This window comes from Streptomyces sp. NPDC005866, from assembly GCF_040629895.1.
Taxonomy (GTDB): domain Bacteria; phylum Actinomycetota; class Actinomycetes; order Streptomycetales; family Streptomycetaceae; genus Streptomyces.
The window spans coordinates 75556-99694 of sequence record NZ_JBEXWP010000001.1 but is presented as its reverse complement, the minus strand read 5'-3'; the positions used below and the strand labels follow the sequence as shown (position 1 = coordinate 99694).

Here is a 24139-nt window from a genome sequence, read left to right as displayed (position 1 = left end):
CAGCCCGGGCGGGCGCTCTTCAGTTGAACTGGTGATGGCCTCCGATGCGTCGGGTCGCGCAGGGTTGTCGCACAACCACTCGGAGGTACTATTCTCTTCTTGCCAGACACGTAACTTCGGGGCGGGGAAAACGCGTTGAGCTCTACCTCTGAACAGAAGTCCAGCGAACACATCCTTCGGCAGCTGGTTTTCCCGGCCCGCTATGAGTCGTTGATCGAGTACGTGGGTGCAGAGGTGGCAAGGCTTGTAGTCGCTCCGCCTCGAACGACTTCTGACATGTTCGAAACCGCGGCACAGAGTATTCATGCCCGAGGAGAAGGGCTTTTCGTTCCCCTGTACGCCATCTCGGGAACGGGGAAAACCACCCTGGCAAACAGTCTCCGATCTTTCTTCCCTGGAAACTTCACTCCGACTGCTGCACACCTGGGTGAGGTGACCTTTGAAGCTCTCAAGGAAACGGCTCAGGAAGTTAGGCGTAATTCTGCGGCAAACGAGGATAAGATCATCCCGATCAACGTTGACCATCGCGAGAGTGATCCTGCTTCGTCGACAGAATTGGCAGCGATCAAAAGGTTCCTGCGCGAGCCAACCGTGGGTAAGAGGGCGCTCATTCTCTGGCCGGAGACCACGGAGTCTGTTGCGGCGGCTATGTCGCGGGACTACGAGGCAATTGCCGGACGCTCGTCCATTCCGCTGCCGGCGCATGTTGAAGGGCCGGTGCGTGACACCTGGACGTCGATCGCGAATCATACTTTGCAGCTGTCAAACGATGTTGATTCTCTCGAATTGATGGGCGTTGACCCCAAGGATTATGATCCCGCCGAGTTCCGCAGCATCGGTGAGTACCTGCGCCAAATCTCTGATGATTTCACACAGCAGCGACTCAGGCTTCTGCGAGCGACGAGGAAGCCTATCCGTCTGGCTGTCGTGATCGTGTCTTCAAGTGAGAACGCGGGCGTTCTCATGCATCTCACGAATAGCAGCAAGTTCGGCCTTCTTGACAGTAACGCACTCCTAGATGCCACTAAGGCGAGCGTCGTGGGTCGTTGGTGGCGAGAGCATCGCGGCCTCCTGACGCAGATGATCGTGCAGTTGGATGCCAGGGTATTCGGTATGCCGCCAGCGGTTAGCATTCCGGTCCTCCGTCGATTCGGCCCTGCCGACGTTCAGCGCGATCTTGAGACCCTTGGTGTGCGCGACCACGGGGCTACTTCGATTTCCAAGGCGCTCAGGCGCAGCGACTTTGGCAAGTACCTCAACGGCACGGTCACGCCAACGTACGAAACGCGTGGGACTCCGTCGGCGGTTTCCCTCCCGGCGTTTCAGCTCCTCGGTGAGCGCGGATTCACGGCTGGAAAGGACAAGGAGCTCAATAAGGCTGTTCTTGAAGGGATTAAATCTTTCCTTGATGAGGATAAGGTCGAGGCGTCTGCTTTTGCAGCTGAAACCAGTCTCGGGTTCGTTCCGTTGATCCCGGATAACTCCTTCACTGTGGGAGATGACTGCGTCTGTGTGGAATACACGTGGCGCAAGGGTGAGTTCCTGGCTAACGGGAAGCGCGGGGATATTGCAGCGTACATTCTTCAAAAGCTGCAAAACTATGCGCGTGAACTAGGGTATGTCGCCGAGTGAGACGCCCGCAGTTTTGATACCAAGGTCGGCGGAGTCTCAATGGCCGAGGCAACCCGCCTGCCGAATCGACGCCTCTCGATGCGAACTACGGGCGGTGCGGTCGTTGAGGGCTGTTCGGCTGACCATCCGTGTTCCTGTGGTCGGTGAAGGCTGGCTGCGGTCAGGTTGGTTGCTGTACTTCGCTGCTGTACCGTCGCTCCATTTCCCAGTGGGCCCACGGCCTGGCCTATGAGGTCCAACTCTGCCTCTGTGCTGCTCGTGTCGTGCTTGCGCATCAGCTGGTAGTGCCAGGTGTTCGGTGTCGGCGGCGTTAGGACGACGAGCGTGGGCAGGAGTGCATTTTGAGGTCTGATCGCGGTGTACCCGGCCGAGTGCCGCGAGTGAAGAGATGGTCGCAGCGCTCCGACGTGTGCCCGGGCTTTCGGCCGGGTGGTAGTCACCCCTCCTTCGCTGGGTCAATCCCGTAAAGGCCAGCGGCGGCCACGGCCTGCATCACGCCACAAGCCTCTTGTTCGTCGGCCGGGGCGGCCCACAGTGGTATCAAGCGTGACGCGGTGGACGAGGAGTCCATACGCAGGTAGTGGCAGGCACCGTTGATACGCAGAGCGAGAACATATACGTCGCCGCCGTCAGCCTTGCCGGAGACGGCGCTTACAGCGTCCCCGGCGGCAACCAGGCGCTTGTCCTTCAAGAAATCCACGGCGCCCTGTGGGGTATGCGCATACCCTGCGGTCGTCATCTGCCGGTACGCGAATGCGCCGGTGGGCTGCCGCGTGAGCAGCACGCCCATCTGCGCCGCGAGGCTGCCAGGCTTGCCGTCGGTCCGTGAAGCCGGGCACGTCATGTTGGACTGTTTCACGCTGTATGTGCCGACGCCGAATGTGTAGCGGTAGCAGCGGACCGGATAGGCATCCGCGGCGACAGTCCCCGTGCCCGGTGGTACCAGCCCCAACATCACCTCTGCCGTGTGGACGTTGCTGGCGGCCTGACTCTGCTCCGTGCCGGCACTCAGCAGCGCTCCGCCGTGTGCCTGGACCTGGGCGACGAGCGTGCCCTCGGTGAACTGCCCCCCGTAGGTCTGGCCCCCCGAGTAAAAGCCCGCGTTCAGGTCTCCACGTAGGCCCTCGGCAATCTCGGCGGCCTGTGCGTCGACGGCGGACGTGTCCGGAGCAGTGATCCTCTGATAGAGCAAGGTGCCGGCCACCCCCATGGCCCCGGCAACGAGTGCGGTCACCGTGAACGCCAGGACACGCAACTGGGCGCCGCGCTCCCACGCCCGCCCGGAACCGGGCCGTCTGTCCCGCTGGGCTCTCACAGCCTGCGTCGTCATGTCTCTTCCCCCTGTCGGCAGGGCGGCTCCGGATGCACCGGAGCCGCCGATATTCGCCCCTCCGGCGCCTTCACAGGGCGTCTGTGACACGCCGCGTTCTCCCTCGGAACCGATACGGACCGTTGCTGGCTGTAGCCAGGACACAATGGGCACCTCATCGGCCGTAGCCCGACGAACCTAGAGCCACCTGGTGACCGACAAGGCTGATCTCGACGCCATCCGCAGTGGCGCGGGGTCATTCACCGTGCAGTAGCGGTCCCGTCCTCCAGTCCCGTGATGCTCGGCATGGAAGACCGTGGCGGGACGCTGGAGCCCTCGGACAGATCACTTCGGCATCGTGTCCTTGCAGCTCTCCGAAGTTTTCACCACGTAGAAGACCACCGGGTAATCGGTGATCTGCTGGTACGGGCGCGGCTGGGAGCTGCAGATCTTCCACACATCGGGATCGTCCACCGGACGGCCCTGTCCGCTCGCGTCCTTGAAGGTCATGTCGAGTTCGGAGCTCATCTGCTCGTACGCCCCCCCGGCATTACCGCCGGTTACATCGGGCATGACGGCGGCGACCGGCTCACGGGCTGCTGAAGGACGCGTCTCGGCGGACCCCGAGGCGGGCGTGGTGCTCACCGCGACGTCCGGCACGGACGATGCGCCGCAGGCCGTGACTGATGCCAGGAGTGTCGCGGCGAGGGCGGGTCTCAGAAGCTTGGTGACGGTCATGTTTTCCCAACGTGGTGGCAGTTCGGAACAGTCTCCAATGACGAGACAAGAAGAAGCACCGCATTTTGATCAACTGTGATCCGGTGGCCGTATCCGGTCACAGTTCGGTCGGCGGAAGGGCTCGGAACGAGTGATCGCGGCCGGACTGTTCCTGTCGCCCTCCCCACCACTCACCCCAGCTTCCATCCCGTCTGCCGTCGACCCACACACCGTGGAGCGGGCGTGGTTCAGGGCGTCAAGGTGGAGCGCGCCACTGTACGAACGACCTTGACGCCCTGGGCCGCGTCCGCTCGGCTCTGCCTGGGTCGACGGCAGACGGGATGGAAGCTCCCGCACCAGCCATTCACGGCTGGCACTCGCGGACGGCGCCCCGCCATCCTGGACCCTGAGCGCCCCCGCCGGAGGCATGTCCTTGACCTGCGGGTGACTCCCTCGCTCTACCCGCAGCACGTAGCGCGCCGCCGGGCGCGGCCAGCCGGGGCGGAGACAGGAGGCAGGCCGCGCCGCAGAGGCGGCGCGCGCCCGCGCCGTGCGCGGGCCTTGATCACGTGAAGAAAGTCTGAGCCACCCGAGGTCTGACTACAGCCTGAACGACAGCTCCAACTCGTCACCCGGCAGGTGAATTTCCTCCAGGGCCAAGGGCTTCTCCGCCTCCGTGAGCGTCACACGGAGGACGTGCAGGAGGGGGACTCCATCCGTCAGTCGGAGGGCTTGGGCCTGGTCTGGTAGGGGCATCCGCGTACGTACGTACTCCGTGAAGTGGAGTTCGTGGCCCAGGTCGGCGAGCGCGGAGTAGAGCTCCGGTGCCGGCGGCGGTGCCTCTTCCTCGTACTTGGTGTCGATGAGAATCGAGAACGGCACGTACGTGCGGTGGAGTTGGCGGAGGTGGCCGTTGTCCGCCGTCTGTAGGGCGTCGTACGTGTACATCGGCTCGCCCGGCGGGATGCGGAGTAGGTCCGCCAGGGCCAACGGGGCGTCGGTGCGGGTCGCGACCGGTGGTTCGGCGTCGGTCCAGCGGATGCCGTCGGCCTCGATGTAGCGGCCGTCCGAAGCTCGGCGCACACCGCGTGGGCGCGTGAGGCCGGGGCGGCTGTGCGGGGAGCGGGCGAAGGTGCCGCGGCCCATGATGGCCTCGACGAGACCGGATGCCCTCAGCTCGGCCAGGCCCTGACGGACTGTGGGACGCGTCACGCCGAACTGTTTCGCCAACGCTTCCTCGGACGGGAGCGGTTGGCCGGCTGGGAAGGTGCCGTCCAAGATGCCATCGCGCAGGTAGTCGGCGATCTGCCGGTACTTCGGCTGCGTGTCCTTCGGCGGCATGTGGGCCCTCCGTGGCCGTGGCCTCTGCGGCTGTGCGTCGTCGTAGACGGCTTGCCCACGATCGTGGACAGCTTCTCCCATCGCTAGGGCGGTTGACAACCCGTACTACGGGTCGGCACTCTTGTCTGCGTCACCCGTACTACGGGTGGTCTAGCAACCCGAAGGGTAGGCCTTCGGGTGCCTGAGATGAGGAGAAACGAACAGTGGCAAGCCTTCCGATCGACACCGCGAAGTTCACGGGGATCATCTGCGCCGTACCCCCGGCTCCGCGGGTCGCCAACCGAGAGACCGGTCAGCTGCGGGTCGACCGCGAGACCGGCAAGACCATGTACCAAGTCGGCCTCTGCCTGATGGCCGGGGCATCGGCGGACGTCGTGACCGTGAGCGTGGCCGGGGAGCCGGCCGGTGTGCAGCTCGGCATGCCGGTCGCCGTACGCGACTTGGTCGCCACGCCGTGGGAGAACGAGGGACGGCACGGCATCGCCTTCCGCGCGGCGGAGATCCGGCCCCTGAGCGCTCCCGCTTCGGCGGGTAAGGGGGCCGGGCAGTGATGAACTTCGCCGCCACCACCTCGGCCGGTTCCGCCGGGCCGAGTTGGGTTCTGGTGGTGGCCGCAGTGCTGGTGTCGGGCCTGCTTCTGGCGGGCCCGGCCCTGCGCCGCCGCTACCCCGTCGCCTGGTGGCTGTTACTCGGCTTCCCGGCTGCCGCCTTCCGGGTCATGCGGACCTGGCGGCCTCTGATGGCCGGGTGCGGTCTCGCCGTGAGCCGGCGACCGGCGTTGACCGTCGTGTCCGGGCTCGTCGGCAACGGGGCGCCTCCGCCTCAGCCGCGCGTACCCCGGCACGGCCTCATACGGCCGACCTCCGGCGGCTTCGTCACGCTGGTACGGCTGTTACCGGGCCAGGTGCCCGAGGACTTCGTCAAGGCCGCGCCTGCTATGTCGGAGGACTGGCAGGTTCACGGGGTGCGGGTGACCTCCTGGAAGCCGGGGGTCGTACGGGTCGTCGCTTCGGCGGCCGATCCGTTGGCCGATCCTCGGGTTCCGAAGCAGCGGGGGCCTGGTCATCTGCTTCGGGTGGCCGTGGGGGTGGTGGAGACCGGGTCCGCGTGGGTGGTCGACCTGCGGCGCGTGCCGCACTGGTTGATCGTGGGGGCCACCCGATCCGGCAAGTCCACGTTGATCAATGCGCTCGTGGCCGGTCTGGCTCCGCAACACGTCGCTCTCGTCGGTATCGACTGCAAGGGCGGCATGGAACTGTCCCTCTACGAACCGCGCTTGTCGGCCCTCGCGACCAACCGTGAACAGGCGGTCCGGCTGCTGACCGCGCTCGTGGACATGACCCTCGACCGGATGACCGTCTGCCGGGCGGCTCGCGTCCGCAACATCTGGGGTCTGCCGGACAAGGAACGTCCGGTCCCCGTCGTCGTGATCGTCGATGAGCTGGCGGAACTGTTCCTCGTCGCGAGCCGGAACGAGAAGGACGAGGCACAGGCGGCCGGAACCGCACTCATCCGGCTGGCCCAGCTCGGCGCGGCGCTCGGGGTGTTCCTGGTTGTCGCCGGCCAACGTGTCGGTTCCGACCTGGGGCCCGGAGTCACCGCCCTGCGGGCGCAACTCGGCGGCCGGGTCTGCCACCGCGTCGCCGACCCCGGTACGGCCGAAATGGCGCTCGGCGACCTCAACCCCGACGCGCTCAAGGCGGCACAAGCCATCACCCCGGAACAGGCCGGTACGGCCGTCCTCGCCTCCGGCGACGGCTGGGAACGAGCCCGGTCACACCTGATCACGGAAGCCGAGGCGGAAGCCGTCGCCGCCGAGTACGCGCACCTGACTCCCGTCCTGTCCGAACTGCACGTCGAAGCGCCGTGAAAGGGGCCTGCCGTGCTGGTGTCCATGTCCGCCGTTCTGCTGCTGGGCCTGCTGATCTGGTTCCTCCTGCGCATCCGCTATCTGAGGTGGGCGGACACGCTGCTCTGCGGAGCCTTCGGCTTCCTGCTCGCCAAGACCGTGGCCGCGCCGTTCGTTCAGACGCCATGAACGGCTTCCTCGGCCAACTCCGCTTCTGAAACGACCCGTTGATCCGAGAAGGGGACAACCCGTGTCCACGTACGTCATCCGCTCCGGTGACCGTGCCGCGTTTCTGGCCGGTCTGCGGGAGCTGGTCGACTTCCTGACAGCCAACCCCGCGGTCGTCGTACCGCGCCATGCATCCGTCGCCGTCCTGGTCGACGCATCCGACTCCGCCGCTCGCCGAGAGGGCGTGGAGTCCCTCGCCGCTCCGCTCGGCGTGCCGACGGAGGACCTCGGCCAGGGCTACTACGGCGCTCGCCGCGAATTCGGACCGATCGCGTACGTCGTCGTCGCGATTCCGCCCGAGGAGCGGCAGTGATCGCCCGTACGAAGGGCTCCCGACGGGGCGCGAAGTCGCCAAACCCGACCCCGTCAGGAACCCACTCCATCCGCCACATGAGCAGTGAAAGGAGCACTCACACTTTGTCCACCGCGCATCATTCGCGCAAATCCCTGCTGCCCGACTGCGAACTCAGGCAGCACGACTCGGAGGTCTCGACCTGCGCCGGACGGGAACAGGCCGTCCTCGTCGGGCTCGACGACACCGAGTACCGTCTGTGTCCCGCGCACGCTGCGGCGCTCTGGCTCACGGACCCGACGCTCCGCTTCAGTGCCAAGAGCCGGCCGGAGGGTATTTCGGCCGTGATGGGGCACGCGTTCGGCGGCGGGGGTGGTCGCCGATGACCACCACCCTCGTACCGGGCAGCGCTGCGGCTCTGGTCGCCAGGGCCTCGGAACCGGAGTTCGCGGCCTGGCGCCGGAACATCGTCCGCCTCGGCGGCTGTACCAACCCGATTCACCTGGTCGGCACGGCGACCGTCTTCGATACGACAACGGGCGCGGCCCTGCTCTCGTACGGGTCGGACGTCTACGGCGGTCGCCTGCTCACCGCATGCGGCAACCGGCGGGCGACGGTCTGCCCGGCCTGCTCGGCGCTGTACCGGGCGGACACGTACCAACTCGTCCGGGCCGGACTCGTCGGGGGCAAGAACGTCACGGAGGCGGTGAGTGGGTATCCGCGCGTGTTCGCCACGCTCACCGCTCCCAGCTTCGGCCCGGTCCACACTCGCCGTGAGCGCGATGGGCGCGTACGGGCCTGTCGTCCCCGCCGGCCGGGGGAGTGCTGCCCCCATGGGCGGCCGGCCGGATGCCGTGCGCGCCACGGCGTGGACGATCCCCGCCTCGGCGAACCACTCTGCCCGCGCTGCTATGACTACGCGGGCGCGGTTCTCTGGCACGCGTTCGCCGGTCGGCTCTGGCACCGGTTCGGGTTGGAGCTGCGGCGGGAGGTCGCACGCAGGGCTGGGCTGTCGCGTACGGAGTTCGGGGAAGTCGCCCGACTTTCATACGCGAAGGTCGCCGAGTACCAGCGGCGCGGCCTGGTCCACTTCCATGGCGTGATCCGCCTCGACGGACCGGACGGGCCCGGCTCCTCGCCGCCCAACTGGGCGACCGTGCCGCTCCTGACGGACGCCGTGCGGGAAGTGGCCGGTCGGGTGCGGCTGGCCGCTCCGGGGGCGAACGTCGTCGGTCCGCGGGAGCTCCGCTTCGGCACGCAGGTCGACGTACGGCCGGTCACCTCGTACGGACGGAATGCCGGGGAGCGGCCGGCATCCACGGCGGCCGTGGCCGGCTACATCGCCAAGTACGCCACGAAGGGAGCGGAGTCCGCCGGCGCGGTGGACGGCCGGATCTACCACGCGCGGGACATGGTCATGCTGCCCGTCCGGGCGCACGTGCTGCGCATGATCGGCACGTGCTGGTGGCTCGGGGGCTTGCCTGAGTTCGAGCCGCTTGGGCTGCGTCGCTGGGCTCACATGCTGGGGTACGGCGGCCACTTCTCCACCAAGTCACGCCGCTACTCGACCACGCTGACCGCCCTCCGGCAGGCCCGTGCCGACCACCGCGCGGAGCAGCAGCGGACGTCGCTCGGCCTGGCAGACGTCCCTACCGTCACGATCGGTCAGTGGCGCTATGCGGGCCGCGGTTACTCGCCGGAAGCGGCTCTCCTGGCCGCCTCCGTGCGGGAGGGCGGTGGTCGGCATGGCGCGTGAGAACCGCAGTAGGACTGCCGAACTGCTCACTGTGCGGCAGGTGCTCGACGAACTGGGCGGCATCTCCCGGCGCACCTTCTACCGCTGGCGGGAACTGCGCATCGCGCCGGCCTGCATCCGGCTGCCCAACGGGGAGCTCCGGGTTCGGCGGGACGTGCTGAACGACTGGTTGGAGGAGCGGGCGGAGGGGGCGGCGTCGTGAAGTCGTACAAGGTCGTTATCTGGAAGCTGAGCATCAACCGCTCCGCGAAGAAACCGACGTACCTCGTCCGCTGGTCCGTGGACGGCGAACCGTTCCACGAGTCGCACAAGACGAAGGCGCTGGCCGACCGCTTCCGCGCGAAGCTGCTGCGGGCGGCGGACAAGGGCGAGCCGTTCGACACAGTAAGCGGCCTGCCCGACTCCCTGCGCGGGGGCAAGGTCGCCCTCTCCTTGCTGGAGCTGCGCTGAAGTACATCGATGCCCGGTGGCCCGATGCGTCGGCGAAGCAGCGGGACAGCATGACCGATGCCCTGGCAACGGTCATGCCCGCGCTGGTCAAGTCAGTGCGCGGGCGTCCTACCCCGGCCGATCTGCGGCGGGCACTTCGCTCCTACGTCCTACCTCCGCCCCGGAGGGAGCGCGAACGGCCTGAGGAGATCGTGGCGGCGGTGAAATGGATCGAGAAGGCGTCGCTGCCAGTGGCAGAACTCCAGGAGATCACCCGCGCCCACGACCTGGTCGACGCGCTCACGCGGAAGCTCGACGGCAAGCCCGCGGCGACGCAGACGTACCGTCGGCGGCGTGCGGTGGCCTTCAACGTCCTCGAATACGGGGTGGAGTTGGAGGCGCTGACCTCGAACCCGCTGAGCCGCGTGCGGCGCAAGCGGGGGAAGCGAGCCGTGCAGGAGGTTGACCGGCGAGTGGTGGTCAATCCTCGGCAGGCCCGGGAGTTGCTGGCGGCGGTCACGTACGTCGGTGGCTACGAGCGGGCGAGCGGCCGGCGGTTACGGGCGTTCTTCGGCTGCCTGTACTACGCGGCCATGCGCCCCGGTGAGGCACTCGGTCTGCGCCTCTCGGACTGCACACTTCCGGAGAAGGGCTGGGGCCGGATCGACCTGGCGGAGACCCGACCCACCGCCGGGAAGGCATGGACCGACTCCGGCGAAGCGCACGACCGGCGCGGCCTGAAGCAGCGGGCGGATGGTGAGGTGCGCATCGTGCCGATTCCGCCACCGCTCGTGAGGCTGCTTCAGGACCACATCAAGGAATTCGGCACGGCGGAGGACGGCCGGCTGTTTGCGAGCGAGCGGGGCAACGTCGTAGCCGCGTCGTCGTACTCGCGTGCGTGGAAGCAAGCCCGGACCATGGGGCTCCCGCCCGAACAGGTCGCCTCCGTCCTGGCGGCCCGCCCGTACGACCTCCGGCACGCGGGCGTCTCCCAGTGGCTCAACTCTGGAGTTCCTGCGCCGGAGGTGGCGGCTCGTGCTGGCCACTCGGTCGACGTGCTGCTCAAGATCTACGCGAAGTGCATCGACGGCCAGGAGCAGGAGATGAACGACCGGATCCTGAAGGGTCTGGGGGAGGACGACGACACAGAACCGTGAGACGGCCCACGCGCCGCTCACGCGAAAGCCCCGGAGCGATCTCCGGGGCTTTCGCCGTGTCGGACAAGGGTCGCAGCGCTACGCCAGGTCATTCAGGTTGCAGACCGACTTGTAGTCGACGTGCTCGGTCTCTCCTCGTTGCTGCAGGTGTCGACGGTCAGCTAATTCCCCACCCCGAACGTCACGTAATTCCCCACCCTCGTCCGGGCTGCGGTGTTCGGCTGGGGAGCGCAGGGCTGGCGAGCTCATGGGTTTCTGATCGCTCGTACGGGATGATCTTGATCAGGGTGAGGACGCCTGTTCGAGTTCGAGTCGGGCGCGACGATGTTCTTCGCTGTCTTCGCCGGAGCCGGCATCCGACGCAGGTCTGCTCATCTCATAAGCTGATCCTCGCCCATGCCCTGGACAGGAAGCGTGAGATGACAGACGACGTGCGAGCACTCGCAGAGCGCATGTATGAGGCATTCAACGCGCGTGACCTCGCCGCGGCAGAGACCATCTTCGCGGCCGACTTCGTGAGCCATCCGCTGGGCACCGTTGGCGTCGACAGCGTTGTAAAGGCGTGGAGCGGGCTCCACGCCATGTTCCCGGATATCCAGGTCATCGTTGAGGACATGCTCGTGGATGCGGACAAGGCCGCAGTCCGTACAAGCCTGCACGGCACCCCGGCAGGCGCGGAGGAACAGGCTCTCCCTTCGATGATGGAGATCTTCCGGGTGCGAGACGGCCGCATCGCCGAGTTGTGGGGCCTGTCTTCACTCAGCCGGCCCGGGCGCTGAGTTCAGCGTTCGGCCTCCCTGGGAACGGTGCGCGGGACAGGCGATGTCTGGCGAACGTCAGCGGTCCGTTCTCAGCACAGGACTCAAGCCGATGGTCATCGCCAGGGTGGGGAGTCGTGACCGCGGGGGTGGGGAATTACCTGACGCTGATCATGCAGATCGTGGGGAATTACGTGACCGCTGACACTGCAGGAGCAACTGCAGAGTCTCCTCGCTGACGTCCGGTGCGGCCACGGGTTGCAGCGGTCCTCATCAGCCATCGCCGCCTGACACGCTGAGATGCAAGGTCAGTCAGCCATCGAGGCCAGAGGGTCCGGTCGGGCCAACGTCTCGGACAGCGGCAGCCTGTCCCTTGCGGCAACGCTCCGACGTACTCGCAGTTCGGCACGCGTCCGCGGACGGTACTTCGGCTCCTTGCCACATCCGCAGACCGATCGCCCTTCGTAACGCAGCCCTTCACCCAACACGGCAGCCACCACAGACCACCCGCGGACATCACGCCTGGGCGGCGGAGCAAAGTCATGACCAGCGCAAATGAGGGGCCGAGCACAGTTCGGGCACGGGTGCTCCCGCCGCGGATAGGCGTGCTGCTTGAAGCTGACGCGGCACGAGACGCACGCGTAGTGCAGCTTGTAGTAGGTCATGGCGTAGAAGCACACCGGGTCACCGTACCGAGCAGCCCTCCAGACAGACCACCCGTTTCTATGGGCCAACGATCTGCCATCAGAATCTGCGTGTAAAGCGCCGCAAGCAGCCGTTGACCTGCCAGAACGCCCGGCAAGATCATTACGTCGTCATTACGTGATCACTGGCAAACGGCTGCTTCCGGCGGCATCCGCCTGCACATGCAAGAAGACCCCGCACTCAGCTAACGCGCTGATGGCGGGGTCTTTGGGCACCTATCTCAAGGTGCCCCCGGCAGGATTCGAACCTGCGCACACGGCTCCGGAGGCCGTTGCTCTATCCCCTGAGCTACGGGGGCGTCTGGCGTTGAGCTGTTCGCTCGCGGCGACGGGTAGAACACTACCAGCTCGCCCAGGGTGTTCATGAACGGGTTTCCTGGGGGTCGCACCCCCGCAGGGGCGGAAGTCGGGAAAACCCGGACGCGGTGGCCGGTCCGGACCTACTCTCGAGTTGTGCCAGGGGCGTCGGGCCGGGTTCTTGTTGTGGACGACAACAAGGTCATCCGGCAGCTGATCAGGGTCAATCTCGAACTTGAGGGTCTCGAGGTCGTGACCGCGGCCGATGGTGCCGAGTGTCTGGATGTCGTTCACCAGGTGCGGCCCGATGTGATCACTCTCGATGTCGTGATGCCCCGGCTCGACGGTCTGCGGACGGCCGCTCGGCTCCGTGCCGATCCCCGCACCCGCGACCTTCCCCTCGCCATCGTCAGCGCCTGTACCCAGTACGAGGTCGAGACCGGCCTCGATGTCGGCGTCGACGCCTTCCTCGCCAAGCCCTTCGAGCCCGCCGAACTCGTGCGGCTCGTAACGGAGTTGATGGAGCGGCGCCGAGGGCCCGAGGACCGGCAGCGCGGGGGAGAGGGCGGCGAGGTCGAGTTCTCCGGGGAGCGGGCCGAGGGCAACCCCGTCTGCTCGTGAGTCCGCAAACCCCGCAACCGGTCTGCCCGTGAGCCCACGAGTCCGGCAACCGCGTAACTCGTCTGCCCGTGAGTCCGGAAACCCTGTAAACCGCTGACCTCGCAGGCCGCACGTCAAACGCGTAACCCGTGGCTGGCCACCCGCAGCCCGCACCCCCCACCCACACCGAACGCGTAACCCGTCGCCGACCCGCACCCCCCACCCACACCGAACGCGTAACCCGTCGCCGACCCGCACCTCCCACCGACACCGAACGCGTAACCCGTCGCCGACCCGCACCCCCCACCGACACCGAACCCCTAATCCCGTCGCCGACCCGCACCCCCCACCCACACCGAACGCGTAACCCGTCGCCGACCCGCACCCCCCACCCCACATCGACCCCCCACCCCCCGTCCACATCCCGCCCCGCTCCCAAAACGCCTCGCCTACCCACCCCCCTCCTCCCCTACGCTTGTCCCGTGACCCCCGTCGAGCTCTCCCGTACCGTGCTGCGCGCGGTGCGTCGCGCTGTCGACGAGGGGGAGCTGAGCGTGAGCGTGCCTGAGCGGGCCGTGGTCACGCCGCCTGGGCCCGGTGGGTGTGGGGACTACGCCACCAACATCGCGCTTCAGCTCGCCCGCCCGGCCGGGCAGCCGCCGATGCGTGTCGCCGAGATCCTGCGGCCCCACCTCGCGAACGCCGCCGGTGTCGGTGACGTCGTCGTCACCGGACCGGGGTTCCTCAACATCAGCCTCAGCCCCGCCTCGTCGCCCACGGCGGCCCTGGTCGCGGAGATCCGCGCGCTCGGGCCCGGCTACGGTCACGGCGATGCTCTCGCCGGGCAGGTGGTCGCGCTGCGGGTGCCGTACGACGTCCGGGCCGAGGTCGTCGCCGACGCCGTCGTACGGATCGTCGCGGCCCAGGGCGGGCGCGGTGAGGTCGGTCACGGTGAGCCCGTCAGTGTCCGGCCCGTTCCGGCGCCCGAGGACCCGGCCCCGCTCGGGCCCGACGCCGCCCAGTGGGCCCTGCTCTATCCCGCCGCCCACGACCGGCCCCGGATCACCGCCGACCACTTGGTGCAGCGCGAGAGCAACCCGCTCTTCCGGGTGCGGTACGCCCACGCCCGGGCGCGAGCCGTAGGGCGTGGTGCCGGACGGCTCGGTTTCGGTGCCGAACCCGGTGATGTCCCGGATGCCCCGGGCGCCCTCGTCACCGCCCTCGCGGACTACCCCCGCATCCTCACCGCGGCGGCCACCCACCGCGCTCCCGACCGGCTCGCCCGGCATCTCGTCACCGTCGCCGATGCCGTCCTGCCGTTCCTGCCGACCGTGCTGCCCCGCGGCGAGGAGAAACCCTCGGCCGCCCACCGTGCCCGGCTAGCCCTCGCCGAAGCCACCGGGACGGTGCTGGCCGGCGGCCTGTCCCTGCTCGGCATCGACGCACCCGATCACCTGTGAGAGAGCCCAAAGAGAAATGAGCCGTTCCGCGCACCCCGCCGGGCCCCGGCACGCCGATGTCCTGCCCGAGGGCCACTACGCCGCCCCGCCCACCGACCTCAACGCCCTCGACCCCAAGGTGTGGGCCCAGACCGTCGACCGTGACGCCGAGGGGGTCGTCACGGTCGGTGGTGTCGACGTGAAGACCCTCGCCGAGCAGCACGGCACCCCGGCCTACGTCCTCGACGAGGCCGACTTCCGGACCCGGGCGCGGGCCTGGCGCACCGCCTTCGGCCCGGACGCCGACGTGTTCTACGCCGGGAAGGCCTTCCTGTCGCGGGCCGTCGTGCGCTGGCTGCACGAGGAAGGCCTCAACCTCGACGTCTGCTCCGGCGGCGAACTCGCCACCGCCCTGTCCGCCGGCATGCCCGCCGACCGCATCGCCTTCCACGGCAACAACAAGTCCGCGGAAGAGATCCGGCGGGCGGTCGAGGCCGGTGTGGGGCGGATCGTGCTCGACTCGTTCCAGGAGATCGTGCGGGTCGCCCACACCGCCTCGTCCCTCGGCAGGCGGCAGCGTGTGCAGATTCGTATCACCGTCGGGGTCGAGGCACATACGCACGAGTTCATCGCCACCGCGCACGAGGACCAGAAGTTCGGGATCCCGCTCGCCGGGGGGCAGGCCGCCGAGGCCGTACGGCGGGCGCTGCAGCTGGACGGGCTGGAGGTCATCGGCATCCACTCGCACATCGGGTCGCAGATCTTCGACATGTCGGGCTTCGAGGTCGCCGCGCACCGGGTCGTGGGCCTGCTGAAGGACATCCGTGACGAGCACGGGGTCGAGCTGCCCGAGATCGATCTGGGGGGTGGGCTCGGTATCGCCTACACCACCGACGACGACCCCCGCGAACCCCATGAGATCGCCAAGGCGCTCACCGAGATCGTCACGCGCGAGTGCGAGGCCGCCAGGCTGCGGACTCCGCGTATCTCCGTCGAGCCGGGGCGGGCCATCGTCGGGCCGACCGCCTTCACTCTCTACGAGGTCGGCACCACCAAGCCCCTCGACGGGCTGCGCACCTATGTCTCCGTCGACGGCGGCATGTCCGACAACATCCGGACCGCGCTGTACGACGCCGAGTACAGCGTCGCTCTCGTGTCGCGGACGAGCGACGCCGAGCCGATGCTCACCCGTGTCGTCGGCAAGCACTGCGAGAGCGGGGACATCGTGGTGAAGGACGCCTTCCTGCCGGGCGACCTGGCGCCCGGTGACCTGATCGCCGTACCCGCCACCGGCGCCTACTGCCGGTCCATGGCGAGCAACTACAACCACGTGCTCCGGCCTCCCGTCGTCGCGGTGCGCGACGGCGAGTCCCGGGTCATCGTCCGCCGGGAGACGGAGGAGGACCTGCTCCGTCTCGACGTCGGCTGACACCGGGGGACACAGACGGAAGATCTCCTGTCTGCCACCCCCACAAAATGAAATAGACGTCTCACGATCCGGACGAAGGGTAGAAACTGCCGTCCGGTGAGTGAGACTGGTCCAACCGTAGACGGTATGAGGAAACGAGGTCGGATGATGCGTACGCGTCCGCTGAAGGTGGCGCTGCTGGGCTGTGGGGTTGTCGGCTCAGAGGTTGCGCGCATCATGACGACGCACGCCGACGACCTCGCGCAGCGCATCGGTGCCCCGATCGAGCTGGCCGGTGTCGCCGTACGACGGCCCTCCAAGGTGCGTGAGGGCATCGACCCGAGTCTGGTCACCACCGACGCCACCGCCCTCGTGAAACGCGGTGACATTGATGTCGTGGTGGAGGTCATCGGGGGGATCGAGCCCGCCCGCACCCTCATCACCGCCGCCTTCGAACACGGCGCGTCCGTCGTCTCCGCCAACAAGGCGCTGCTCGCCCAGGACGGCGCGGCTCTGCACGCGGTCGCCGAGCAGAACGGCAAGGACCTCTACTACGAGGCCGCCGTCGCCGGCGCCATCCCGCTGATCCGGCCGCTGCGCGAGTCCCTCGCCGGCGACAAGGTCAACCGGGTGCTGGGGATCGTCAACGGGACCACCAACTTCATCCTCGACAAGATGGACTCCACGGGGGCCGGCTATCAGGAGGCCCTCGACGAGGCCACGGCCCTCGGGTACGCGGAAGCCGACCCGACCGCCGACGTGGAGGGGTTCGACGCAGCAGCCAAGGCCGCCATCCTCGCCGCGATCGCCTTCCACTCGCGCGTGCGTCTCGACGACGTCTACCGCGAGGGCATGACGGAGGTCACCGCCGCCGACTTCGCCTCCGCCAAGAACATGGGCTGCACCATCAAGCTGCTGGCCATCTGCGAGCGGGCCGCGCACGGGGGATCGGTGACGGCCCGCGTGCATCCCGCCATGATTCCGCTGACCCACCCCCTCGCCTCCGTGCGCGGCGCGTACAACGCCGTGTTCGTGGAGTCGGACGCGGCCGGCCAGCTGATGTTCTACGGGCCCGGCGCCGGCGGTGCGCCCACGGCCTCCGCGGTACTCGGCGACCTGGTCGCCGTCTGCCGCAACCGGCTCAGCGGGGCAACGGGGCCCGGCGAGTCGGCGTACGCCGCCCTGCCCGTGTCGCCCATGGGTGACGTCGTCACGCGCTATCACATCAGCCTTGACGTCGCCGACAAACCGGGTGTTCTCGCCCAGGTTGCCACCGTGTTCGCCGAGCACGGGGTTTCCATCGATACGGTTCGCCAGCAGGGTAAGGACGGCGAGGCATCGCTCGTCGTCGTCACCCACCGCGCGTCCGACGCCTCCCTCTCCGGGACCGTCGAGGCGCTGCGCAAGCTCGACACCGTGCGGGGTGTCGCCAGCATCATGCGGGTTGAAGGAGAGTAACCAGCAATGACCCACCAGTGGCGCGGAATCATCGAGGAATACCGGGACCGGTTGCCGGTGTCCGACACCACACCGGTCGTGACGCTCCGCGAGGGCGGCACGCCCCTCGTGCCCGCGCAGGTGCTCTCCGAGCGCACGGGCTGCGAGGTCCACCTGAAGGTGGAGGGCGCCAACCCCACCGGGTCCTTCAAGGACCGCGGTATGACCATGGCCATCACGCGGGCGAAGGAGGAGGGCGCGCAGGCCGTCATCTGTGCCTCCACCGGCAACACCTCCGCGAGCGCGGCCGCCTATGCCGTACGGGCCGGGATGGTCTGTGCCGTCCTCGTCCCGCAGGGCAAGATCGCGCTCGGCAAGATGGGCCAGGCGCTGGTGCACGGCGCCAAGATCCTCCAGGTCAACGGCAACTTCGACGACTGCCTCACCCTCGCCCGCTCGCTGAGCGACAACTACCCCGTGGCGCTGGTCAATTCGGTCAACCCGGTGCGTATCGAGGGGCAGAAGACCGCCGCCTTCGAGATCGTGGACATGCTCGGCGACGCGCCCGACATCCACGTCCTGCCGGTCGGCAACGCGGGCAACATCACCGCGTACTGGAAGGGGTACAGGGAGTACGCCGGTGACGGCATCTCCACCAGGACGCCCCGGATGTGGGGATTCCAGGCCTCCGGCAGCGCGCCGATCGTGCGCGGCGAGATCGTCAAGGACCCCTCGACCATCGCCACCGCGATCCGGATCGGCAACCCCGCCTCCTGGCAGTTCGCGCTGTCGGCCCGGGACGAGTCCGGGGGCCTCATCGACGAGGTGACGGACCGTGAGATCCTGCGCGCCTACCGACTGTTGGCCGCGCAGGAGGGCGTCTTCGTGGAGCCCGCCTCCGCCGCCTCCGTGGCCGGTCTGCTCAAGGCCGCCGAGCAGGGCAAGGTCGACCCCGGTCAGCGGATCGTCTGCACGGTCACCGGCAACGGTCTGAAGGACCCCGACTGGGCCGTCGCCGGCGCTCCGCAGCCGGTCACCGTGCCCGTCGACGCGGCCGCCGCGGCCGAGCGGCTCGGGCTCGCCTAGAGGACCGCTGGAGCGTCGCTCGAGGACCGTGCGAACGGGGCCCGGGCAACGCCCGGCCAACCCTCGCCGGGCAACCGGTGAACACATCGTGGCGTCCTCGGCAGCGAACTCCCTGGGGAGTCCTCGGCAGGGAACTCCCTGAGGAGGGAGCACAGGGGGCTTACGACACGCATCGTGCGCCTCCTGTGCGCCCTATGTCGCCACAGAACCTTCCTTCGATAGGCTGTACCGAACCCGCCCGCTGCATATGCCTCCGCATATGGCGCGGTGCCGTGCCGCCTCCGCGGCCCGAGGTTCTCTCACGTACCTATCGAGTGTCATTCGACCATCACGCAGCTCAAGGAGAGTCATCGAGCGATGGCCGGTCCAGCGTTCCGCGCCGCCGCCGTCCGGGTGCGCACCCCCGCCACCAGCGCCAACCTCGGCCCGGGCTTCGACGCCCTGGGCCTCGCGCTGGGGCTCTACGACGACGTCGTAGTCCGGGTGGCCGACTCCGGGCTGCACATCGACATCGCGGGTGAGGGCAGCGAGACGCTGCCGCGTGACGAGAGCCATCTCCTCGTACGCTCCCTGCGCACCGCCTTCGACCTGCTGGGCGGACAGCCCCGCGGCCTGGAGATCGTGTGCGCCAACCGCATCCCGCACGGCCGTGGCCTGGGCTCCTCCTCCGCCGCCATCTGCGCCGGCATCGTCGCCGCGCGCGCGGTGACCATAGGCGGCGAGGCCAGGCTCGACGATGCCGCGCTCCTCGAACTGGCCACCGAGATCGAGGGCCACCCCGACAATGTCGCGGCCTGTCTGCTGGGCGGCTTCACGCTCTCCTGGATGGAGTCCGGCGCCGCCCGGGCCATCAGGATGGAGCCCGCCGATTCCATCGTTCCGGTGGTTTTCGTGCCCGGGAAGCCGGTCCTCACGGAGACCGCGCGCGGACTGCTCCCGCGCACCGTGCCGCACGTCGACGCCGCTGCCAACGCGGGCCGTGCCGCCCTGCTCGTCGAGGCCCTCACCAGGCGTCCCGAGCTGCTGCTGCCCGCCACCGAGGACCGTCTGCACCAGGAGTACCGCGCCCCGGCCATGCCGGAGAGCACCGCGCTGGTGGAGCGGCTGCGCGCCGACGGGATCCCGGCCGTGATCTCCGGTGCCGGACCCACCGTCATGGCGCTGGTCGATGCCGCCAGCGCCGACAAGGTAGAAGCCCTGGCCGGCTCGGAGTGGTCCGCCAACCGGCTGAACCTCGACGTCCAGGGGGCGAGTGTGCTGCCGCTTGCGCCCTGACACTCGGTTGCCGGATTTGGAGAGGGGGAATGTTTGTTGGATCCGGTAGTGTTAATCTCAAGTCTGCACCCGACCCCACCATGGCGAGGTGCTTCGTGTCCCCGTCCGGGACAGACATTCTTCCGGGAGTCTCCCAAGCCACTCAGCGTTTCGTATGTCGTACCTGGGCAGTACGTCGTACGCGGGCACTGAGCGGGCCGCTGGGCACGCTCCGGAATTGGTGCTACCACGCCACGTGACACCGGGTGCCACGGCTGAGGAAGCGCCGTCATCAGAAATTCTCTCCGCCGCTTTGGCGGACCACCGCCCCGGCACGGTCCACACAGCAAGGACCGCAGCCGGACAGCACAACCGGTCGCCGAGCCAGACAGGCCGACGTCCGCTCCAGGGAAGGACCCTTCGTGAGCGACACCACCGATCTGATGGGCGCACGTGTCGAGGAGACCGCTGCCGCGCCCGCCACGGACGCCTCCGCGCCTGCCACCGGTGCCGGCTCCCGGCGGCGCCGCGGTACCGGCCTCGAGGGCATGGTGCTGGCCGAGCTTCAGCAGGTCGCATCCGGCCTCGGTATCAGGGGCACGGCGCGCATGCGCAAGAGCCAGCTGATCGAGGTCATCAAGGAGGCACAGGCCGGCGGCGGAGCCGCCCCCAAGGCCGAGACCGCCACCGAGACCAAGCCGAAGCGCCGGGCCACCTCCAAGGCCCGTACGGGCGACGAGGCCGCCGAGAAGAAGGCGGAGCAGGCCGCCGAGGCCCCCGCCGAGAAGGCCGTGGCCCAGCAGCAGATCGAGATCCCCGGCCAGCCCGCCAGCGACGACACGTCGGCCGAGCGCCGCCGTCGCCGGGCCACCGCCGAGGCCGGCAGCCCCACCGCGAGCGGCGCCGACACCGTCGTCGCCGAGGCGAAGAGCGAGCCGAAGGCCGAGACGCCCGCCGCGCAGCCGCAGACGCAGCCGCAGGGCGACGCCGACGGCGAGGGCCGCGGCCGCCGTGACCGCCGTGAGCGCGGCCGGGACCGTGACCGGCGTAACAAGGGCGACGAGCAGCAGGGCGGCGGCCAGGGCGGTCGTCAGGACCGCCAGGACCGCCAGGACCGGGACCGCCCGGACCGGGACCGTCAGCAGCAGCCGCAGCAGCAGGGCGGCGGCCGTCAGGACCGCAACGCCGGCCCGCAGGACGACGACGACTTCGAGGGCGGCCGTCGTGGCCGTCGTGGCCGCTACCGGGACCGCCGGGGCCGTCGTGGCCGTGACGAGATGGGCGCCGAGCCGCAGCTGGCCGAGGACGACGTCCTGATCCCCGTCGCGGGCATCCTGGACATCCTCGACAACTACGCGTTCATCCGGACCTCCGGCTACCTGCCGGGCCCGAACGACGTGTACGTCTCCCTCGCCCAGGTCCGCAAGAACGGCCTGCGCAAGGGTGACCACGTCACCGGCGCGGTCCGCCAGCCCAAGGAAGGCGAGCGGCGCGAGAAGTTCAACGCGCTGGTCCGCCTCGACTCCGTCAACGGCATGGCGCCCGAACACGGCCGTGGCCGCCCGGAGTTCAACAAGCTGACCCCGCTCTACCCGCAGGACCGCCTCCGCCTGGAGACGGACCCGGGCGTGCTGACCACCCGCATCATCGACCTTGTGTCGCCGATCGGTAAGGGCCAGCGCGGTCTGATCGTGGCCCCGCCGAAGACCGGCAAGACCATGATCATGCAGGCGGTCGCCAACGCGATCACCCACAACAACCCCGAGTGCCACCTGATGGTCGTCCTCGTCGACGAGCGTCCGGAAGAGGTCACCGACATGCAGCGGTCGGTCAAGGGCGAGGTCATCTCCTCGACCTTCGACCGTCCGGCCGAGGACCACACCACGGTCGCCGAGCTGGCCATCGAGCGCGCCAAGCGTCTCGTCGAGCTGGGCCACGACGTGGTCGTGCTGCTCGACTCGATCACGCGTCTTGGCCGTGCGTACAACCTCGCCGCGCCGGCCTCCGGCCGCATCCTGTCCGGTGGTGTCGACTCGACCGCCCTGTACCCGCCGAAGCGCTTCTTCGGTGCGGCCCGCAACATCGAGGACGGCGGCTCGCTCACCATCCTCGCCACCGCCCTGGTGGACACCGGGTCCCGCATGGACGAGGTGATCTTCGAGGAGTTCAAGGGCACCGGCAACGCGGAGCTCAAGCTCGACCGCAAGCTCGCCGACAAGCGCATCTTCCCCGCGGTGGACGTCGACGCGTCCGGCACCCGTAAGGAAGAGATCCTGCTCGCCCCCGACGAGCTCGCCATCGTCTGGAAGCTGCGCCGGGTGCTGCACGCCCTCGACCAGCAGCAGGCGGTCGAGCTGCTCCTCGACAAGATGAAGCAGACGAAGTCGAACGCCGAGTTCCTGATGCAGATTCAGAAGACGACGCCGACGCCCGGTAACGGCGACTGACCGTTCGGCCGTTGTCCTTGGGCAAGGACGGTCCCCCGCGATTGCGGGGGACCGTCCTTTTCCGTTTCTCTCCGCGGTGTACGATCTCGCCCTTCGGTCAGTTGACCGAATTACGAACTCCTAATCCTGAGGGGGGACTTAGGTGGGTACACCCACGTCCGGGAGCGGTCGCCACAGACGCCGGATACGTTTCGCCCTGCCCGTGGCCGCGGCGGGAATCGCCGCCGCCGTCACGGCCGCACTTATCTCGACCTCCGCCAGCGCGGCCACCCAGCCGGTGCCCACGGTCAAGCCGGCTGTCAGCGCGCCGTCGCAGGCCGTCCTGAACAAGCGGATCGCCCGTGCGATCGCCGCCGACAACGGGACGACGACCACGAAGAAGCCGGCCGCCGCCGCGAGCGGTCCGGCCGTGTCGCCGAAGATCATTGGTGGCAGTACGACCACCATCTCCTCGGCGCCGTGGATGGCCCAGCTCTGGTACTACGACGACAAGGGCACCACCAGCGCGAGCGACGACGAGAGCTTCTTCTGCGGTGGCTCGGTCATCTCGCCCACGAAGATCCTCACTGCCGCGCACTGCGTCAAGGGCTTCAAGTGGAGCACCACCGACTCCGCGGTCATCACCGGCACCGCCTCGCTGCCCACCACCAACAGCGACGGCAGCGCCAACCTGCACGGCGGCACCGCCACCGGCGTTCTGCGCCAGTGGAACCACCCGTCGTACAGCGTGTCGACCCAGGGCGTCCCCAACAACGACATCGCCGTGCTCACCCTGGCCGCCCCGGTCAAGGCCACGCCGATCAAGCTGACGACCAGCACCGACACGGCCTCGTACAAGGCCGGCACCAGCGCCAAGCTGTACGGCTGGGGCCGCACCAGCTCGACGTCGAACGACCTCTCCGAGACGCTGAAGACGGCCACGCTGCCCGTCCAGTCCGACACCACCTGCACGAACGCCTACGGCAGCCTGATCGTCAAGGGCCACATGGTCTGCGCCGGCAAGCCCGCCACCGGCTCCGACACCGGCACCACCTCCGCCTGCAACGGCGACTCCGGCGGCCCGCTGGTCGTCGGCGGCCGGATCGTCGGCGTCGTCTCCTGGGGCGTCCAGGACTGCGTGGAGAAGGGCGCCTACAGCGTCTTCACGAAGGTCAGCACCTACGTCGGTGCCGCCTACGCGCAGATCGCCGACACCAACCTGAGCTACACCGACGGCAAGGCCGACCTGTTCGCCCGCAAGTCGTCGACCAGGGTCGGCTACGAGCTGGACTCCAAGGGCACCTCGCTCGCCTCCCGTGCCTCCTGGGGCGACTGGACCGGCGTCAACGTCATCCTGCAGGCCGACCTCGACCGGGACGGCTTCCAGGACCTGGTCTACCGGGTGGCCTCCACCGGTGACGTCTACTGGGACCACTTCGTGCTGAACAGCGCCCAGACCAGCGGCTCCTGGGCCACGAAGAAGATCTTCTCCGGCTGGAAGACCCGCAAGGCCACCGTCATCCCCGGTGACCTCACCGGCGACTACCTGCCCGACGTGCTCTCCGAGGACTCCGGTGGCACGCTGTGGCTGTACCCGGGCAAGGGCGACGGCACCTTCGCCGCCCGCGTCAAGGTCGGCACCGGCTGGAGCCAGTACAACCAGCTGCGCGGCGTCGGCGACTTCAACGGCGACGGCAAGGCCGACCTGCTGGCCCGCAAGAGCAGCGGCGGCGACCTGTACCTGTACAAGGGCACCGGCAAGTCCGGCACCGGCCTCTTCTCAGCCCGAGTGAAGGTCCGTGCCGGCTGGACCGGCTTCAACACCCTCGCCGCGGTCGGCGACATGACCGGCGACGGCAAGGCCGACCTGCTGGCCCGTACGACGGGCGGCACGCTGTACCTCTACCCGGGCACCGGGAAGGCGACCAGCGAGATCTTCGCCACAAGGAAGTCGCTCGGCACCGGTTTCCAGCAGTACGACATCTTCGGCTGAAATACCTGGTGAGCGGGGTTCGCCCCC

19 protein-coding genes, 1 tRNA gene and 2 pseudogenes are annotated in these 24139 nt (G+C 68.5%); 18 read left to right on the top strand and 4 right to left on the bottom strand.

Annotated features, from left to right (window positions below; genetic code table 11):
- Positions 1 to 276 precede the first annotated feature (276 nt).
- Complete coding sequence (locus tag ABZ396_RS00475; protein ID WP_358922400.1) at positions 277 to 1632, top strand: hypothetical protein; 1356 nt, start codon at positions 277 to 279, stop codon at positions 1630 to 1632.
- A gap of 436 nt (positions 1633 to 2068) precedes the next feature.
- On the opposite strand, the gene ABZ396_RS00470 is transcribed toward ABZ396_RS00475, so the two are convergent.
- From ABZ396_RS00470 to ABZ396_RS00460, 3 genes are all read right to left on the bottom strand, one after another.
- Entirely contained in the window at positions 2069 to 2962 is an 894-nt protein-coding gene (locus ABZ396_RS00470) for a hypothetical protein (RefSeq protein ID WP_358922399.1), read from the bottom strand.
- A 324-nt stretch (positions 2963 to 3286) separates the two neighbouring features.
- Positions 3287 to 3679 carry a hypothetical protein gene (locus tag ABZ396_RS00465; protein WP_358922397.1) on the bottom strand — a complete coding sequence of 131 codons (393 nt, stop codon included), beginning with the start codon at positions 3677 to 3679 and terminating at the stop codon, positions 3287 to 3289.
- Positions 3680 to 4258: 579 nt separating this feature from the next.
- Positions 4259 to 4999 (bottom strand): GntR family transcriptional regulator, encoded by a 741-nt coding sequence (locus ABZ396_RS00460; RefSeq protein ID WP_358922395.1) that lies wholly within the window; start codon positions 4997 to 4999, stop codon positions 4259 to 4261.
- Positions 5000 to 5202: 203 nt separating this feature from the next.
- Here ABZ396_RS00460 and ABZ396_RS00455 point away from each other — a divergent pair, with 203 nt between their 5' ends.
- From ABZ396_RS00455 to ABZ396_RS00415, 9 genes and pseudogenes are all read left to right on the top strand, one after another.
- Positions 5203 to 5550, top strand: coding sequence for a hypothetical protein (locus ABZ396_RS00455; RefSeq protein WP_073948797.1), 348 nt, complete (start codon positions 5203 to 5205; stop codon positions 5548 to 5550).
- Positions 5550 to 6869, top strand: coding sequence for an FtsK/SpoIIIE domain-containing protein (locus ABZ396_RS00450; protein WP_358922393.1), 1320 nt, complete (start codon positions 5550 to 5552; stop codon positions 6867 to 6869). The genes ABZ396_RS00455 and ABZ396_RS00450 overlap by 1 nt, the downstream gene beginning before the upstream one ends.
- A 12-nt stretch (positions 6870 to 6881) precedes the next feature.
- Positions 6882 to 7066 (top strand): annotated as a pseudogene (locus ABZ396_RS00445) (hypothetical protein).
- A 32-nt stretch (positions 7067 to 7098) separates the two neighbouring features.
- Positions 7099 to 7389, top strand: coding sequence for a hypothetical protein (locus ABZ396_RS00440; RefSeq protein ID WP_358922391.1), 291 nt, complete (start codon positions 7099 to 7101; stop codon positions 7387 to 7389).
- A 104-nt stretch (positions 7390 to 7493) separates the two neighbouring features.
- Positions 7494 to 7754, top strand: coding sequence for a hypothetical protein (locus ABZ396_RS00435; protein ID WP_358922389.1), 261 nt, complete (start codon positions 7494 to 7496; stop codon positions 7752 to 7754).
- Positions 7751 to 9124, top strand: coding sequence for a replication initiator (locus ABZ396_RS00430; RefSeq protein ID WP_358922387.1), 1374 nt, complete (start codon positions 7751 to 7753; stop codon positions 9122 to 9124). The genes ABZ396_RS00435 and ABZ396_RS00430 overlap by 4 nt, the downstream gene beginning before the upstream one ends.
- Entirely contained in the window at positions 9114 to 9326 is a 213-nt protein-coding gene (locus tag ABZ396_RS00425) for a helix-turn-helix domain-containing protein (protein ID WP_358922385.1), read from the top strand. The genes ABZ396_RS00430 and ABZ396_RS00425 overlap by 11 nt, the downstream gene beginning before the upstream one ends.
- Positions 9323 to 10710 (top strand): annotated as a pseudogene (locus tag ABZ396_RS00420) (site-specific integrase). The gene ABZ396_RS00425 and the pseudogene ABZ396_RS00420 overlap by 4 nt, the downstream one beginning before the upstream one ends.
- Positions 10711 to 11129: 419 nt before the next feature.
- Entirely contained in the window at positions 11130 to 11489 is a 360-nt protein-coding gene (locus ABZ396_RS00415; RefSeq protein ID WP_358922383.1) for a nuclear transport factor 2 family protein, read from the top strand.
- A gap of 910 nt (positions 11490 to 12399) precedes the next feature.
- On the opposite strand, the gene ABZ396_RS00410 is transcribed toward ABZ396_RS00415, so the two are convergent.
- Positions 12400 to 12471 (bottom strand) — tRNA-Arg (locus tag ABZ396_RS00410).
- 64 nt (positions 12472 to 12535) lie between these two features.
- Here ABZ396_RS00410 and ABZ396_RS00405 point away from each other — a divergent pair.
- From ABZ396_RS00405 to ABZ396_RS00370, 8 genes are all read left to right on the top strand, one after another.
- Positions 12536 to 13090 (top strand): response regulator, encoded by a 555-nt coding sequence (locus tag ABZ396_RS00405; RefSeq protein ID WP_358922381.1) that lies wholly within the window; start codon positions 12536 to 12538, stop codon positions 13088 to 13090.
- Positions 13091 to 13551: 461 nt separating this feature from the next.
- A complete protein-coding gene (gene nrtL, locus ABZ396_RS00400) occupies positions 13552 to 14529 on the top strand; it encodes an ArgS-related anticodon-binding protein NrtL (RefSeq protein ID WP_358925512.1) in 978 nt (325 codons plus the stop codon).
- A gap of 16 nt (positions 14530 to 14545) precedes the next feature.
- Positions 14546 to 15937 carry a diaminopimelate decarboxylase gene (lysA, locus tag ABZ396_RS00395; RefSeq protein ID WP_358925510.1) on the top strand — a complete coding sequence of 464 codons (1392 nt, stop codon included), beginning with the start codon at positions 14546 to 14548 and terminating at the stop codon, positions 15935 to 15937.
- Positions 15938 to 16084: 147 nt separating this feature from the next.
- Positions 16085 to 17374 carry a homoserine dehydrogenase gene (locus tag ABZ396_RS00390; protein ID WP_358925514.1) on the top strand — a complete coding sequence of 430 codons (1290 nt, stop codon included), beginning with the start codon at positions 16085 to 16087 and terminating at the stop codon, positions 17372 to 17374.
- A gap of 6 nt (positions 17375 to 17380) precedes the next feature.
- Positions 17381 to 18439 carry a threonine synthase gene (gene thrC, locus ABZ396_RS00385; protein ID WP_358925508.1) on the top strand — a complete coding sequence of 353 codons (1059 nt, stop codon included), beginning with the start codon at positions 17381 to 17383 and terminating at the stop codon, positions 18437 to 18439.
- Positions 18440 to 18796: 357 nt separating this feature from the next.
- A complete protein-coding gene (gene thrB, locus ABZ396_RS00380) occupies positions 18797 to 19714 on the top strand; it encodes a homoserine kinase (RefSeq protein ID WP_358925506.1) in 918 nt (305 codons plus the stop codon).
- Between the two features lie 401 nt (positions 19715 to 20115).
- Positions 20116 to 22140: a transcription termination factor Rho gene (gene rho, locus ABZ396_RS00375; RefSeq protein WP_358925504.1), complete on the top strand. Its 2025-nt coding sequence runs from the start codon at positions 20116 to 20118 to the stop codon at positions 22138 to 22140.
- A 202-nt stretch (positions 22141 to 22342) separates the two neighbouring features.
- A complete protein-coding gene (locus ABZ396_RS00370) occupies positions 22343 to 24112 on the top strand; it encodes a trypsin-like serine protease (protein ID WP_358925502.1) in 1770 nt (589 codons plus the stop codon).
- The last annotated feature ends 27 nt before the right edge of the window (positions 24113 to 24139 follow it).

Bases quoted from the DNA above. Each gene is read 5' to 3' on its own strand.
- ABZ396_RS00425 (WP_358922385.1), top strand. From the start codon at position 9,114: ATGGCGCGTGAGAACCGCAGTAGGACTGCCGAACTGCTCACTGTGCGG.
- lysA (WP_358925510.1), top strand. From the start codon at position 14,546: ATGAGCCGTTCCGCGCACCCCGCCGGGCCCCGGCACGCCGATGTCCTG.
- ABZ396_RS00450 (WP_358922393.1), top strand. From the start codon at position 5,550: ATGAACTTCGCCGCCACCACCTCGGCCGGTTCCGCCGGGCCGAGTTGG.
- thrC (WP_358925508.1), top strand. From the start codon at position 17,381: ATGACCCACCAGTGGCGCGGAATCATCGAGGAATACCGGGACCGGTTG.
- ABZ396_RS00415 (WP_358922383.1), top strand. From the start codon at position 11,130: ATGACAGACGACGTGCGAGCACTCGCAGAGCGCATGTATGAGGCATTC.
- thrB (WP_358925506.1), top strand. From the start codon at position 18,797: ATGGCCGGTCCAGCGTTCCGCGCCGCCGCCGTCCGGGTGCGCACCCCC.
- ABZ396_RS00475 (WP_358922400.1), top strand. From the start codon at position 277: ATGTTCGAAACCGCGGCACAGAGTATTCATGCCCGAGGAGAAGGGCTT.
- ABZ396_RS00430 (WP_358922387.1), top strand. From the start codon at position 7,751: ATGACCACCACCCTCGTACCGGGCAGCGCTGCGGCTCTGGTCGCCAGG.
- ABZ396_RS00405 (WP_358922381.1), top strand. From the start codon at position 12,536: ATGAACGGGTTTCCTGGGGGTCGCACCCCCGCAGGGGCGGAAGTCGGG.
- ABZ396_RS00470 (WP_358922399.1), bottom strand. From the start codon at position 2,962: ATGACGACGCAGGCTGTGAGAGCCCAGCGGGACAGACGGCCCGGTTCC.
- ABZ396_RS00390 (WP_358925514.1), top strand. From the start codon at position 16,085: ATGCGTACGCGTCCGCTGAAGGTGGCGCTGCTGGGCTGTGGGGTTGTC.
- ABZ396_RS00465 (WP_358922397.1), bottom strand. From the start codon at position 3,679: ATGACCGTCACCAAGCTTCTGAGACCCGCCCTCGCCGCGACACTCCTG.
- ABZ396_RS00460 (WP_358922395.1), bottom strand. From the start codon at position 4,999: ATGCCGCCGAAGGACACGCAGCCGAAGTACCGGCAGATCGCCGACTAC.